This is a genomic window from Thalassotalea agariperforans (genome assembly GCF_053470345.1).
This window is the reverse complement of sequence record NZ_JBQMWH010000005.1, coordinates 51,361-66,617: the sequence shown is the minus strand read 5'-3', so window position 1 is coordinate 66,617 and position 15,257 is coordinate 51,361. Positions and strand designations below refer to the sequence as shown.

Below are 15,257 nucleotides of genomic sequence, written 5' to 3'. Positions count from 1 at the left end.
ATGATATTTCACATATTCTAGCTTGATGTTTTTTCTTAGTACAAGGCAAATTTAAGCGTCAATAGCGAGCCTCGGCTTTGGTTCAAACGTCGCTCTACCTTCCCCATCCATGGGGGCGTATTGCAATTAAATTTAACGCAGTAATAAGGAAAAACAGCTGCTAGAAAGCAAGTTGTTATCCCGAGTTCAGGTTAATTATACCTTAATTGTTATTAACGGCTATAAAAGCTTAAGAGCAATTCTCACATGACTCACAGCATGCTACTGTTACTTCATATTTGACCTGAAAATAGCACTATTATTGTTGAGTGAATTTTGAACAAAATAGGGTTGAAGGCCGGAATAACAAGTATAAGTAGTTTTTATATCGAAGATAACGGTAATAAATAAGGTGAATAAAGGGGCAAGGATTTTGTTGTTTATGGAGATTATCAGACTATTTTTGTCTGTATTTTAACCAATCAATCAATTATCTATTTTATGAATATTAAAAATAGGAAAAATTAATAAAGCGGTTTATGTAATAAAGGTGACAGTTTTGTGTAATATTTTCGATGATTCTGTTAAGAATATTAGGTGCATTAACAACATCATTGACAGCTCAACAGCCGCTAATAACGTCATGAAAATAAAAAAGGCAGCTACTGCTGCCTTTTATCATATCGTTAATTAAAAGACGCTTATCTGTCTTTTAATGGGGTAAATTCACGATTAATTTCGCCGGTATATAACTGACGAGGACGACCAATTTTTTGGCCTGGTTGAGATAACATCTCATCCCAGTGAGAAATCCAACCAACGGTACGAGACATAGCAAAAATTACCGTGAACATACTTGTTGGAATACCTAAGGCTTTTAAGATGATACCTGAGTAGAAATCAACGTTAGGGTATAATTTTTTCTCAACAAAGTAAGGGTCTTCTAACGCTACTTTTTCAAGTGCCATTGCAACATCTAACAATGGATCATTAATACCTAATTCAGCTAAAACTTCATGACAAGTTTCACGCATTACTGTTGCACGTGGGTCGAAGTTTTTATAAACACGATGACCAAAGCCCATTAAACGGAATGGGTCTGACTTATCTTTTGCTTTAGCAACAAACTCATCAACACGAGAAAGGTCACCAATTTCTTCAAGCATATTTAAACAAGCTTCGTTAGCACCACCGTGAGCAGGACCCCATAAAGACGCAACACCGGCTGCAATACATGCGTAAGGGTTAGCGCCAGAAGAACCGGCTAAACGAACTGTAGATGTTGAAGCGTTTTGCTCGTGATCCGCATGTAAAGTAAAGATACGGTCCATTGCTTTAGCAGCAACAGGGTTTACTACATATTCTTCAGCAGGTACTGAGAACATCATGTGTAAGAAGTTTTCCGCGTAAGTTAAATCATTACGAGGGTAAACAAATGGTTGGCCACATGTATACTTGTAAGTCATTGCTGCAATCGTTGGCATTTTAGCAATTAAACGATGAGCACAACGCATACGTTGAGCTGGGTCAGTAATGTCTAAATCATCATGATAAAACGATGAAAGTGCACCTACAACACCACAAAGCATAGCCATTGGATGTGCATCAGGTAAGAAACCGTGGAAAAAATGTGCAATTTTTTCATGTACTAACGTATGCATTGTAATAACGTTAGTGAACTCTGCGTATTCTTCCTTACTTGGTGCTTCACCATTTAATAAGATGTAGCAAACTTCAAGGAAATCAGCTTGTTTAGCTAAACTGTCAATTGGATAGCCGCGGTGTTGTAAAACGCCTTTGCCGCCATCAATAAAGGTAATTGCAGATTCACATGATGAAGTGGCTAAAAAGCCTGGGTCGTATGTGAAATAGCCTGCGCTACCTAATGTGCGGATGTCGATAACATCATTACCAGCGCTACCTGAAAGAATTGGTAAGTCAGCGATAACTTTACCGTCAATGCTCAGAGAGGCTTTTGAATCAGCCATACTAATATTCCCCTATTTATTGAACTGGACTAATTGCTCTAAAAAAGAATTAGCCGAATACCTGAATATAAAAACAGGCCGTCATTCTAACCTAAAATGACTGTGGAAAGTCAATTTAAAATTTTAGTGCTATTTGCGTATTGCAATTTATCATTTGAAAGTGTAATGGGTTAATCACTAATATTCGCAAGCCTTTATAATAGTTCGTGAATTGTAATTATTAAATATCGACTATATAATCTATTCGTTCTGAAATGTCCGTTTATGTAAATCGTTATGAATGGTTACATAATAACTTTCAGTATCGCTTGGGGGATTGCTCAAGTTAAAAAATTGAGTGATTCGGGAGTAACAAGAAAAATGTAGAAGGCTCTATGAGCTCTTAGGCACAATTGTGAAAAAACAACGTCCTGTAAATCTTGATCTAACTACAATTAAAATGCATCCAGCAGCGAATGCATCAATATTACACCGTATCTCTGGTGTGATTATGGTATTTGCCCTTGGTATTTTATTGTGGACACTTTCTTTATCTTTATCTTCTGCTGAAGGCTTTGCACAAGTAAAAGCAATGCTAGACGGCGTATTCTTCAAATTGATTATTCTTGGCATTATTTCAGCCATTACGTATCACTTATTTGGCGGTATTCGTCATTTATTTATGGATATCGGTTATTTTGAAGAAAAAGTCTCTGGTAACGTTTCTGCTAAAATTGTCATCGTTCTTTGGATTCTTTCAACTATCGCAGCAGGAGTTTGGTTATGGTAAATAATGTAGCAACTGTCGGCCGTAGTGGGGTTCATGACTTTATCCTACTTAGAGCTAGTGCAATTATTTTAGCGCTTTATACTTTATTTTTAGCTGGCTTTTTTATTGTTACGCCAGAAGTAACCTATGACATATGGCAAGGTTTATTCTCAGGCTTATGTTTTAAAACCTTTACTATTCTAGCTATTTTAGCAGTATTGATTCATGCGTGGATTGGTATTTGGCAGGTTTTATCTGATTACGTTAAATGCGCGACACTTCGTGGCGGTTTACAATTTATTTTTGCCCTTATGTTATTAGCATATTTCGTAAGTGGTTTATTAACTGTGTGGGGTGTGTAAGTGAGCGTTCCAGTTCGTGAATTTGACGCCATCGTAATTGGCGCAGGCGGCGCCGGTATGCGCGCGGCTTTAGCAATTTCTGAATCAGGCCAGTCGTGTGCTTTGATTTCAAAAGTTTTTCCAACTCGTTCTCATACCGTATCTGCTCAAGGTGGTATTACTGTTGCGTTAGGTAACGCGCATGAAGATCACTGGGAACAACACATGTACGATACCGTAAAAGGTTCTGATTATATCGGTGACCAAGATGCGATCGAATACATGTGTAAAACCGGTCCTGAATCTATTATCGAATTAGAGAAAATGGGTTTACCTTTTTCTCGTACCGAAGAAGGTAAAATTTACCAACGTCCATTTGGTGGCCAATCTAAAAACTTTGGTGGTGAGCAAGCTGCACGTACTGCAGCAGCAGCTGACCGTACTGGCCATGCTTTACTTCATTGTTTATACCAACAAAACGTTAAAAACAAAACTAACGTGTATTCTGAATGGTATGCCTTAGACCTTGTTAAAAATTCAGACGGCGCTGTTGTTGGTTGTACTGCCATTTGTATTGAAACTGGTGAAGTTAATTATTTTAAAGCACGTGCTACAGTCTTAGCGACAGGTGGTGCAGGTCGTATTTTTGCATCAACAACTAATGCTCACATTAATACCGGTGACGGTGTTGGTATGTCATTACGTGCTGGCGTACAAATGCAAGATATGGAAATGTGGCAGTTCCACCCAACCGGTATTGCTGGTGCGGGTGTACTTGTTACTGAAGGTTGTCGTGGTGAAGGTGGTTACCTTCTTAATAAAGACGGCGAACGCTTCATGGAACGATATGCACCAAATGCCAAAGATCTTGCTGGTCGTGATGTTGTTGCTCGTTCAATGATGACAGAAATTCGTGAAGGTCGTGGTTGTGACGGTCCTTGGGGTCCTCATATCAAACTTAAACTAGATCACTTAGGCCGTGAAACGTTAAATCAACGTTTACCAGGTGTTTGTGACTTATCTAAAACCTTTGCTCACGTTGACCCTGCTGAAGAGCCGATTCCAGTTATACCTACCTGTCATTATCAAATGGGTGGTGTACCTTGTAATGTTAACGGTCAAGCTATTTCAATTGCTGCTGATGGTACAGAAACTATCGTTGAAGGTTTATTCGCGGTTGGTGAAATTGCTTGTGTATCAGTACATGGTGCTAACCGTTTAGGTGGTAACTCATTACTTGATTTAGTGGTATTTGGTCGTGCAGCGGGTAACTTCTTAGGTACTTACTTAAACGGTACTCAGTTTGGTAAAGAAGCGTCAGACTCTGACTTAGAAGCTTCATTAGCGCGCTTTAACCGTTGGGAATCTTCAGATAAAGGTGAAGATCCAGTACAAATCCGTAAAGACTTACAACAGTGTATGCAACTTAACTTCTCGGTATTCCGTGAAGGTGAAGCTATGGCACAAGGTATGAAAGAGTTAACGGAAATTCGTGAACGTTTACAACATGCACGTCTTGACGATAAGTCATCTGAGTTCAACACCCAACGTATTGAGTGTTTAGAGCTAGACAACTTAATGGAAACAGCTTTCTGTTCAGCCAAAGCGGCTAACTTCCGTACTGAATCTCGTGGTGCCCATGCGCGTCAAGATTTCACCGAACGTGATGATGACAATTGGTTATGTCACTCAATTTACTCACCAGACACGGAAGATATGTCTAAGCGTGCAGTAAACATGACACCAGTTCACCGTGACGCTTTCCCACCGAAAGCTAGAACTTACTAGGAGCATTAACGATGAAACAAGTTTTTTCGATTTACCGTTATAACCCTGACGTTGATAATGCCCCGTACATGAAAGATTACGAGCTAGAAATTCCAGATGGCTCAGACATGATGGTGTTAGATGCGTTAATCTTGTTAAAAGAGCAAGATCCAAGCTTATCTTTCCGTCGTTCATGTCGTGAAGGTGTTTGTGGTTCAGACGGTTTAAACATGAATGGTAAAAACGGCTTAGCGTGTATTACACCTTTGTCAGAGCTGAAAGCGAAAAAAATCGTTTTACGCCCATTACCAGGTTTACCCGTTGTTCGCGACTTAATTATTGATATGTCGCAATTTTACAGTCAATATGAGAAGGTTAAGCCTTACTTAATTAACGACGGTAAAAACGAACCAGCACGTGAACATTTACAATCACCAGAAGAACGTGAACATTTAGATGGTTTATACGAGTGTATTTTATGTGCTTGTTGTTCTACTTCATGTCCGTCGTTTTGGTGGAACCCAGATAAATTCATCGGGCCAGCAGGTTTATTACACGCTTATCGCTTTTTAATTGATAGCCGTGATACTGCAACTGAAGAGCGTTTAGATGGGTTACAAGATGCTTACAGCGTATTCCGTTGTCATGGCATTATGAACTGTGTTGATGTTTGTCCTAAAGGATTAAACCCAACAAAAGCGATCGGCCATATTAAGTCGATGTTATTAAAAAGAGCAGTTTAACTAACTTAATCCCTTTTATTTAATAAAACATTAAGTCGGCAGAGCAATTTAACGATTGCTCTGCTAAGTTTAAACACACATTAATTGCTTTCACCATTATAGGAACTAGCAATGCCCGAAGGTGTCATGAAGGCTTGGATAGAGTCTTCCCATTTAAGCGGTGCCAACGCTGCTTACATTGAAGAACTATATGAATCATATTTGGAAAATTCAGAATCAGTACCCGCTGAATGGCGAACTGTTTTTGAAAACTTACCAAAAGTTGAAGGTGTAGAAGTTGAACATAAACATTCTGCCATTCGCGATGAGTTTAGAGAACTCGCCAAACAACCAGCACGTAGTGTAGTTATTGGTGGTACTGACGCTAAACAAGTTAAGGTTCTTCAATTAATAAACGCATTTCGATTCCGTGGTCACCAAAATGCCAATTTAGATCCATTAGGATTATGGCAACGTGATCGTGTTCGTGATTTACAACTTTCACATCACGAGTTATCGGAAAATGATTTTGACAACGAATACCACGTTGGTTCTTTCGCCAGTGGCCAAGAATCTATGAAGTTAGGTGATTTGTATAAAGCCCTAAGAGCAACTTATTGTGGCTCTGTTGGTGCTGAATATATGCACATCACTGATACGGAAGAAAAACGCTGGTTACAACAACGTCTTGAATCTGTTAACTCTAAGCCTAAGTTTTCTGTTGAAGAAAAAGAAGAAATTCTAAAAGGTTTAATTGCTGCTGATGGCCTTGAAAAATACCTAGGCGCTAAGTTTCCTGGTGCTAAACGTTTCTCACTTGAAGGTGGTGATTCGTTAATACCCATGATGAAAGAGTTAATTACTCGCGCTGGTACTCATGGCACAAAAGAAGTTGTTATTGGTATGGCTCACCGTGGTCGCTTAAACGTACTTGTGAATGTGATGGGTAAAAATCCATCAAAGCTATTCGACGAGTTCGGTGGCAAGCACGATGAAATTAAATCATCAGGTGATGTTAAATACCATCAAGGTTATTCGTCAGATTTTGTTACCCCAGGTGGCAATGTACATTTGGCGTTAGCGTTTAACCCGTCACATCTTGAAATTGTTAACCCTGTAGTTATTGGTTCAGTAAGAGCGCGTTTAGATCGCCGTAACTGTAGCCAAGGTGATTTAGTATTACCTATCACGATACATGGTGACTCAGCAATTGCTGGCCAAGGTGTAGTGCAAGAAACCTTTAACATGTCACAAGCACGGGCATTTAAAGTGGGTGGTACTATTCGTATTGTGGTTAATAACCAAGTTGGTTTCACCACTTCGAATCCGCAAGATACACGTTCTGGTGAATACTGTACTGAAATCGCCAAAATGGTGTCGGCACCTATCCTCCATGTTAATGGTGATGATCCAGAAGCGGTTATCTTTGCAACGCAAGTTGCTTTAGACTTCCGTAATAAATTTAAACGCGATGTCGTCATTGATCTTGTTTGTTATCGCCGTCACGGTCATAACGAAGCTGATGAGCCAAGTGCAACACAGCCTCTTATGTACAAAATTGTTAAAAAACATCCAACACCGCGCCAGTTATATGCTGATAAATTAGCGACTGAAAGCAGTGTTACTAAAGCCAAGTCAGATGAAATGACCGCTTATTACCGTAAATTACTTGACGAAGGTCAGTGTACGGTTGAGCAATGGCGCCCGATGACTGAGCATTCAGTTGATTGGACTCCTTACATTGGTCATGACTGGGATGACGATTACAAGAAAGAAATTTCAGTTGAAAAGCTAAAAGAACTTGCGGGTAAAATTTCTACCTTCCCAAGTGACCATAAAGTTCACGGTCGTGTGCAAAAAATATACGACGATCGCCAAAAAATGGCTTCAGGTGAAAAGTTACTTGATTGGGGTATGGCTGAAAACTTAGCTTATGCTACTGTTGTTGACGCAGGTGAACGTGTTCGTATTACTGGTCAAGATGCTGGTCGTGGTACTTTCTTCCATCGCCATGCGGTATTACATAGTCAAGAAGATGCATCACAATACATGCCGTTAAAGCATGTGCGTGAAGGTCAAGGGCCTTTTGATGTTCATGACTCGGTATTATCAGAAGTGTCTGTATTAGCGTTTGAATACGGTTATACCACAGCAGAGCCGGCCGGTTTAACCATTTGGGAAGCTCAATTTGGTGACTTTGCTAACTGTGCACAAGTAGTATTTGACCAATTTATTTCATCAGGTGAGCAAAAGTGGGGCCGTTTATGTGGCTTAACTATGTTATTACCGCACGGTTATGAAGGGCAAGGACCAGAGCATTCATCGGCTCGTCTAGAACGCTTTTTACAACTTTGTGCCGACCACAACATGCAAGTATGTGTGCCATCAACACCAGCACAAGTATTTAACATGTTACGTCGTCAAGTGGTGCGTCCAATGCGTCGTCCATTAGTGGTAATGTCACCTAAATCGTTATTACGTCATCCATTAGCGGTATCTTCATTAGAAGAATTATCAACAGGTATCTATCACAACGTGATTGGTGAAATTGATGATATCAACCCGAAAGATGTTGAACGTGTTATTTTCTGTAGTGGTAAAGTGTACTACGAACTATTAGAACAACGTCGTAAGAACGAACAAAACAATATTGCTATCATCCGTGTTGAGCAATTATACCCATTCCCAGAAGAAGAATTGATTAAAGAGTTGGAACAATACCAACACGTTAAACAATTTGTCTGGTGTCAGGAAGAGCCGCAAAACCAAGGTGCTTGGTATTGTTCACAGCATCATTTTAGAGCGTGTATTCCTGAGGGAACTTATTTGACTTATGCCGGCCGTAAAGCCTCAGCAGCACCAGCTGTTGGATATATGTCAGTCCATGTTAAAGAGCAACAAGCGCTCGTAAACGACGCGTTAACTGTTGAATAAACCCTAAGTGGTTATAGATTGTGAGTAAGGAATAAAGTAAATGACAACCGAAATTAAGGTTCCTGTTTTACCAGAATCAGTTGCTGATGCAACTGTCGCTACTTGGCATGTTCAAGTAGGTGATAAAGTTTCTCGTGACCAAGTATTAGTAGATATTGAAACTGATAAAGTGGTTTTAGAAGTGCCAGCAACTGCTGATGGTGTGATCACTGAAATTTCACAACCTGAAGGTGCAACTGTATTAGGTTCACAAGTAATTGCTATTTTAGCCGAAGGTGCCGCTGAAGCGTCTGCACCAGCAGCTCCAGCTGCCGACGAAGCACCAGCAAGCTCAGGTAAAGTAGTTGATGTAGTGGTTCCGGTATTACCAGAATCAGTTGCTGATGCAACGGTTGCTACTTGGCATGTTGCCGAAGGTGACACAGTTGCTGTTGACCAAGTATTAGTTGAAATTGAAACTGACAAAGTAGTGTTAGAAGTTCCAGCAACTGATGCTGGCGTAATGGGTAAAATCATCCATGGCGAAGGTGATACTGTTTTAGGTCAGCAAAAAATTGCTGAGTTATTAGCCGGTGCATCAGCTTCTGCAAGTGCAGCACCAGCGGCTTCTGCTGAAGAAGCGATCAGCGCTGATGAATTAGCAAGTCCATCTGTTCGTCGTTTAATGACAGAAAAAGGCTTAACGGCTGCTGATGTTATTGGTACGGGTAAAGGTGGTCGTATTTCTAAAGAAGACGTTGAAGCAGCAGCTAACAAACCTGCGGCAGCACCAGCAGCTCCGGCGGCGGCAGCGCCAGCAGTACAAGCAAGTGGTGAGCGTAGCCAAAAACGTGTACCGATGACACGTTTACGTAAAACGATTGCGACACGTTTATTAGAAGCGAAAAACTCTACAGCTATGTTAACTACGTTTAACGAAGTTAACATGAAGCCAATCATGGATTTACGTGCTCAATATAAAGACTTATTTGAGAAAACGCATGATACACGTTTAGGTTTTATGTCTTTCTACGTGAAAGCGGTAACTGAAGCCTTAAAACGCTATCCAGCGGTTAATGCATCAATTGACGGTGACGACATTGTTTATCACAACTTCTTTGATATCTCGATTGCGGTTTCTACACCACGTGGTTTAGTAACACCAGTATTACGTGATGCTGACCAACTAAGCATGGCGGGTATTGAAAACGGTATTCGTGACTTAGCTATCAAAGGTCGTGACGGTAAATTAGCCATGGCTGATATGCAAGGTGGTAACTTCACTATCACTAACGGTGGTGTCTTTGGGTCATTACTTTCAACGCCTATCTTAAACTTACCGCAAGCGGCAATTTTAGGTATGCACAAAATCCAAGATCGTCCAATGGCGGTTAACGGAAAAGTTGAAATTTTACCAATGATGTACTTAGCATTATCTTACGATCATCGTTTGATTGATGGTAAAGAATCAGTGGGTTTCTTAGTAACAATTAAAGAGTTATTAGAAGATCCAGCACGTTTATTATTAGATATTTAATCTAAATTTAATATTCGTTAATAAACCCCTGAACGCCGCGTGTTTTCAGGGGTTTTTTGTTATTACAGTAAACGATAATTGTTATCACAATAGGTTATAGCGATTATCACAAATTCGAATAGGGTGTATGACTATCGCCATTAGAGCTTTTGTACTATACTTTGTCCGATTTTCACTGGCAGGGCGGTCTATATTTTTATAGAAAATGCGTTGCTATCACCAACAGATAAATGGATAAAACACCATGAATTTGCACGAGTATCAAGCGAAACAATTATTCGCTGAATATGGTTTACCAGCTTCAAGAGGTTTCGCTTGCGATACACCTAGAGAAGCTGCAGAAGCTGCCGATAAACTTGGCGGCGACGTATGGGTTGTTAAAACTCAAGTTCACGCTGGTGGCCGCGGTAAAGCGGGCGGTGTAGCAGTAGTTAAATCTAAAGACGAAATCAAAGAGTTCGCTCAAAAATGGTTAGGTAAGAACTTAGTTACTTATCAAACAGATGAGAACGGCCAACCGGTTTCTAAAATTTTAGTTGAAGACGCATGTGACATTGCTAACGAATTATACCTTGGTGCTGTTGTTGACCGTGGTAGCCGTAAAATTGTATTTATGGCCTCTACAGAAGGCGGTGTTGACATTGAAAAGATCGCTGAAGAAACACCTGAGTTAATTCACAAAGCTGAAATTGACCCATTAGTAGGCGCACAAGCTTATCAAGGCCGTGAATTAGGTTTTAAATTAGGTTTAAACCCTACTCAAATGAAGCAATTCGTTAAAATCTTTTTAGGTTTAGCGAAAATGTTTGAAGATTTCGATTTCGCATTATTAGAAATCAACCCACTAGTTGTTACTGGCTCAGGCGATTTATTATGTCTTGACGGTAAAATTGGTGTAGATGGTAACGCTTTATACCGTCAACCAAAAATCCGTGAAATGCACGATCCATCTCAAGAAGATGAGCGTGAAGCACATGCAGCACAATGGGAATTAAACTACGTAGCATTAGACGGTAACGTAGGTTGTATGGTTAACGGTGCTGGCCTTGCAATGGGTACAATGGATATCGTTAACTTACACGGCGGCAAGCCAGCTAACTTCTTAGATGTTGGTGGCGGTGCTACTAAAGAACGTGTTGCTGAAGCATTCAAAATTATCTTATCAGACGACAACGTTAAAGCGGTTTTAGTTAACATCTTTGGTGGTATCGTTCGTTGTGACATGATCGCTGAAGGTATTATCGCTGCTGTTAAAGAAGTAGGCGTTAAAGTACCAGTAGTTGTACGTTTAGAAGGTACAAACGCAGAAGCCGGTCGTGAAGTATTAGCAAGCTCAGATGTAAACATCATTGCGGCTGAATCATTAACTGACGCAGCGACTAAAGTTGTTGCAGCTGCGGAGGGCAAATAATGTCTGTATTAATTAACAAAGATACTAAAGTTATCTGTCAAGGTTTCACTGGTGGTCAAGGTACATTCCACTCAGAGCAAGCCATTGAATACGGTACACAAATGGTTGGTGGTGTATCACCAGGCAAAGGTGGTCAAACTCACCTTGGTTTACCAGTATTTAACACAGTACGTGAAGCAGTAGAAGCAACTGGCGCAACAGCAACAGTTATCTACGTTCCTGCTCCATTCTGTAAAGATGCTATTTTAGAAGCTATCGACGCAGGTATTGAACTTATCGTTACTATCACTGAAGGTATCCCAACTTTAGACATGGTTGACGTTAAAGTTAAGCTTGAAGAAACTGGCGTTCGCATGATCGGTCCTAACTGTCCAGGTGTTATCACTCCGGGCGAAACTAAGATCGGTATCATGCCAGGTCACATCCACTTACCAGGTAAAGTTGGTATTGTTTCACGTTCTGGTACATTAACGTACGAAGCGGTTAAGCAAACTACTGACGCAGGTTTCGGCCAATCTACTTGTGTAGGTATTGGTGGTGACCCAATCCCAGGTACTAACTTCATCGACGTTTTAGAAATGTTCCAAAACGATCCTCAAACTGAAGCAATCGTAATGATTGGTGAAATTGGTGGTACGGCTGAAGAAGAAGCGGCTGAATACATCAAAGCTAACGTTACTAAGCCTGTTGTTTCTTACATTGCTGGTGTTACTGCACCTGCTGGTAAGCGTATGGGTCACGCTGGTGCGATTATCGCTGGTGGTAAAGGTACAGCTGATGAGAAATTTGCAGCGTTAGAAGCGGCTGGTGTTAAAACTGTTCGTTCTTTAGCTGAGATTGGTTCTGCTCTTAAAGAGAAAACGGGTTGGTAAGCGAGTAGCTTACAGCTTGTGAACTTTTTAAAAACCCGCTAACTAGCGGGTTTTTTGTTATTTATTATTTGATGGTGGTGGCTTAGATGCAGGGGCTGGTCTAGATTGGTTGCTAGGCGGTTTATATCCATTATTTAGATGTTCTCTACCTGAGTTGGTATTTTGGTTAACAGGGTGATTTCCATTTGAATCATTATCCTTCATTTTGTCTTTCCTTATCGTGTTTTAAAAATTCTATTAATAAAGCGTCTTCTTTATTAATTAATATACCGTGTGAATTAGTTTCAATATAATTATTATTGTCATCTAACCAAGCTGCGTCGTATAGATAAATAAATCCTTCATCAGGGGAGTTTGAATAATACATCGGCCAACCAGTTAAGCGTCGTTCATCTTTAAAATGAACTGTTATGTATCTATTGCTATTTGTAAAAACATCATCCCATGCCGTTTCTCTGGAGGTTTTATTTGTAACTCTTATTGCTCTTAATAATAACATGTGTAAATCACGGTGCTTTATTGCCCCTACAGTTATAGGAAAAATAATAGCCAATATTATAGTTATACTGACTGAAGTAAAATCAGCTATTGATTGATATGAAAATGTACCATCATTATTTTTAGTAATTGTAAATATAGGACTCCACTTATAAAGTACTTCAACAGCTAAGTAAATTAAAAATGAGTACATAAGTACATCAACAATTATTCTTAGGTTGTTTTGATCAATTTTTCTTTCCATTAATTGAATAATACGGCTACTTAATAATCCAGGGATTAATAATAATAGTAAATTTAAAGTTTCATATGTAATTTTCATGCGATTCCTTTTCTCTAAGGCTTAATAATTACTTATTCAAGATTATCTGTAAATATATAATTTTTAAAGAAATGATAGGGCTATATTAAATACTATCAAACCTATATATTTATTTGAGATTATTGTCGCGGTGGCGACGGCACCCAAAGGGACGCTACGCTGCGCCCCTCTGGACTCCCCAGCGCTGCTAACAAACGCTGACCTTGCATGATAAATTCGATTTTCGACGTACCAGCTGGAAGGCACATCCATGTGCCACCAGCTTTTGCCATCATCCCTGATGGCAATACGTGAATCGAATTTATCATTTCAGGCGTTTGTTCAAGCAGGATCATTCTTCGTTTTAGTTTGGTGTTGTTGCTGGTTTATTTCGCTGTATTGGTTTTTACTCTAAAAAGAAATGAACTTTAAATTCAACACTTGTCCCATTGAAGCGGTTTGATAATCAGCTAGTAAAGGTAGCACTCGATCCGAGACATGGATGTCGAGGACTGCCGTGCGGAGGGACGAGCATTCGGCAGGAATCGAGAGATACGCTAGCTTATTATCAAAGTCTTCCGCTGAGTTGGGCACCGAGGGGGATGCAAGGGGGAAATGGGTGTTCTTTCCCCCTTGTGTGCTGCGGCCACCGCTGCAATAAAGTCATAAAGAATCACCATATTTGAAAGTATTTTTCCTGATAAATACTGCAGCCTCGTTTATTTATTCAAATAAAAACACCCTCAAACTTAAATAATTATTCCACTTTACACTGTAACCCTCTCATTCTACCAACTGTCCATATCGCCTCATCACCTTTTCCTCTTAAACTAAACTTACCATTGCTATATAAAAATCCAGAGGCACTCTGAGCTTGTGGCAAAATTAAAGGTTGGTTGTCGCCAAGGTTAATAACTGCTTTTTGTTGTTCACCTTGAGCCGTCGTTTGATCAACAAAAGTAACCGCTAATGATGTGTTTCTTTCACAAAGGTAATTGACGGAAGTTGATTTTGAAGATGTTGTTGACTGAACTTTTTCAAGCAAAATATTAACTGGCTGTTTACCTGTTCGCGTAATAACGGGAGTTGCGCTTGTACTGGTAAATAATAACGTATCATCCTGCTTTATCTGCGCTTGTAGGCTATAAGTATGTCGGCTATTAATTTTTTCGGTTAAGTATTTAATCGTAAAATTAATCGGTACTTGCTGACCCTTTAAGTTATATGTTTTTGTTGCGATGACTTTGGCTGGCGCGTCCATTATTGAAACATCTAATAACTTTATGGAGAGTATGGCATTTGGCGGTAAAGCGATGCGTTCACGGTAATATACTGAGCCAGAAAGCGCTTGGTATGCATTTGTTACTTGGCTAAAGGTTAAGTTGTTATTTCCTTGAATATCGTAAAAGTTAAGTTTGCCATGGTTATCAATGTTATATGTTTTCGATGCATTAAGTGCGTTTAAGAAGTTATTTTCTATTGTCATTAATGCGGGTAAACACGCCATTCTGGTTGAAATGCCCTGATTAATATTGAGCTGATTTTTATCTAGGGTTATTTGGCTATGATATTGATTACAGCCACTGTTACCACTGATGTCATTGTTATTACCGACTAATAAAGTAGCTTTAATGTTGTTAGGTACTTCAGTTTCATTAATTCGCTCAACTTGCCATAGATTATGGGTAAAAGTGTGTTGATTGTCAGTGCTGAAATCTAAGGTATCAACAGGAGCTGTTTTTTGGCTAACACAGCTAATCAGAGATAAAAATAAGCAAGGTATCAGGAGTAATTTATACATGGGAAGTCCTAAATAAGTGGTAATAACAATTTAATTAAAGTGTGGCGTTATAACGAGATAATAACAATAGCAGGCAATTTTACTATACCTATAATTATACTATCACGGCTTGTTATTTGACGAGTGTGCTATGAACATAGGTCAGTAAGTGTAAAAGAATTATCATACTTAAAATGCATTTTTCCTGATAAATACTTTTAAACCTAAATAATTATTTCGATTATATTGTCGCGGTGGCGACGGCTCGGCAACTGCTCCTGCGTTGCTCTACCTCCGGTATCCATACCGTCGACCCAAAGGTACGCTGCGCCCCTCTGGACTCCCCAGCGCTGCTAACAAATGCTGATCTTACATGATAAATTCGATTCAGGCGTTTGTT

General features: G+C 39.7%; 11 protein-coding genes. 8 read left to right on the top strand and 3 right to left on the bottom strand.

Annotation, left to right across the window (positions count from 1 at the left end):
- Positions 1-680: 680 nt before the first annotated feature.
- Positions 681-1,967 carry a citrate synthase gene (locus ACSLUO_RS08830; RefSeq protein ID WP_448248046.1) on the bottom strand — a complete coding sequence of 429 codons (1,287 nt, stop codon included), beginning with the start codon at positions 1,965-1,967 and terminating at the stop codon, positions 681-683.
- 394 nt (positions 1,968-2,361) lie between these two features.
- Here ACSLUO_RS08830 and sdhC point away from each other — a divergent pair, with 394 nt between their 5' ends.
- From sdhC to sucD, 8 genes are all read left to right on the top strand, one after another.
- Positions 2,362-2,736, top strand: coding sequence for a succinate dehydrogenase, cytochrome b556 subunit (gene sdhC / locus ACSLUO_RS08825; protein ID WP_448248044.1), 375 nt, complete (start codon positions 2,362-2,364; stop codon positions 2,734-2,736).
- Positions 2,730-3,077: a succinate dehydrogenase, hydrophobic membrane anchor protein gene (gene sdhD / locus ACSLUO_RS08820; protein WP_448248042.1), complete on the top strand. Its 348-nt coding sequence runs from the start codon at positions 2,730-2,732 to the stop codon at positions 3,075-3,077. The genes sdhC and sdhD overlap by 7 nt, the downstream gene beginning before the upstream one ends.
- A complete protein-coding gene (gene sdhA, locus ACSLUO_RS08815; protein WP_448248040.1) occupies positions 3,078-4,844 on the top strand; it encodes a succinate dehydrogenase flavoprotein subunit in 1,767 nt (588 codons plus the stop codon).
- Positions 4,845-4,855: 11 nt separating this feature from the next.
- Positions 4,856-5,566: a succinate dehydrogenase iron-sulfur subunit gene (locus ACSLUO_RS08810; protein ID WP_448248038.1), complete on the top strand. Its 711-nt coding sequence runs from the start codon at positions 4,856-4,858 to the stop codon at positions 5,564-5,566.
- Positions 5,567-5,677: 111 nt separating this feature from the next.
- Positions 5,678-8,479, top strand: coding sequence for a 2-oxoglutarate dehydrogenase E1 component (locus tag ACSLUO_RS08805; protein ID WP_448248036.1), 2,802 nt, complete (start codon positions 5,678-5,680; stop codon positions 8,477-8,479).
- Positions 8,480-8,519: 40 nt separating this feature from the next.
- Positions 8,520-9,995: a 2-oxoglutarate dehydrogenase complex dihydrolipoyllysine-residue succinyltransferase gene (gene odhB, locus ACSLUO_RS08800; protein ID WP_448248034.1), complete on the top strand. Its 1,476-nt coding sequence runs from the start codon at positions 8,520-8,522 to the stop codon at positions 9,993-9,995.
- 244 nt (positions 9,996-10,239) lie between these two features.
- On the top strand, positions 10,240-11,406 hold the full coding sequence (gene sucC / locus ACSLUO_RS08795; protein WP_448248032.1) for an ADP-forming succinate--CoA ligase subunit beta: 1,167 nt from the start codon (positions 10,240-10,242) through the stop codon (positions 11,404-11,406).
- On the top strand, positions 11,406-12,278 hold the full coding sequence (gene sucD, locus ACSLUO_RS08790; RefSeq protein WP_448248030.1) for a succinate--CoA ligase subunit alpha: 873 nt from the start codon (positions 11,406-11,408) through the stop codon (positions 12,276-12,278). The genes sucC and sucD overlap by 1 nt, the downstream gene beginning before the upstream one ends.
- A gap of 193 nt (positions 12,279-12,471) precedes the next feature.
- Here the strand turns inward: sucD and ACSLUO_RS08785 are convergent, their stop codons facing one another.
- Positions 12,472-13,098, bottom strand: a complete 627-nt coding sequence (locus tag ACSLUO_RS08785; RefSeq protein WP_448248028.1) for a DUF6338 family protein — start codon at positions 13,096-13,098, stop codon at positions 12,472-12,474.
- Between the two features lie 736 nt (positions 13,099-13,834).
- Entirely contained in the window at positions 13,835-14,878 is a 1,044-nt protein-coding gene (locus ACSLUO_RS08780) for a YbaY family lipoprotein (protein WP_448248026.1), read from the bottom strand.
- Positions 14,879-15,257: the final 379 nt, after the last annotated feature.

What these genes read in the sequence shown, in the direction of transcription:
- sucD (WP_448248030.1), top strand. Translation starts at nt 11,406, where the DNA reads ATGTCTGTATTAATTAACAAAGATACTAAAGTTATCTGTCAAGGTTTC.
- sdhD (WP_448248042.1), top strand. Translation starts at nt 2,730, where the DNA reads ATGGTAAATAATGTAGCAACTGTCGGCCGTAGTGGGGTTCATGACTTT.
- ACSLUO_RS08830 (WP_448248046.1), bottom strand. Translation starts at nt 1,967, where the DNA reads ATGGCTGATTCAAAAGCCTCTCTGAGCATTGACGGTAAAGTTATCGCT.
- sucC (WP_448248032.1), top strand. Translation starts at nt 10,240, where the DNA reads ATGAATTTGCACGAGTATCAAGCGAAACAATTATTCGCTGAATATGGT.
- ACSLUO_RS08805 (WP_448248036.1), top strand. Translation starts at nt 5,678, where the DNA reads ATGCCCGAAGGTGTCATGAAGGCTTGGATAGAGTCTTCCCATTTAAGC.
- ACSLUO_RS08785 (WP_448248028.1), bottom strand. Translation starts at nt 13,098, where the DNA reads ATGAAAATTACATATGAAACTTTAAATTTACTATTATTATTAATCCCT.
- odhB (WP_448248034.1), top strand. Translation starts at nt 8,520, where the DNA reads ATGACAACCGAAATTAAGGTTCCTGTTTTACCAGAATCAGTTGCTGAT.
- ACSLUO_RS08780 (WP_448248026.1), bottom strand. Translation starts at nt 14,878, where the DNA reads ATGTATAAATTACTCCTGATACCTTGCTTATTTTTATCTCTGATTAGC.
- ACSLUO_RS08810 (WP_448248038.1), top strand. Translation starts at nt 4,856, where the DNA reads ATGAAACAAGTTTTTTCGATTTACCGTTATAACCCTGACGTTGATAAT.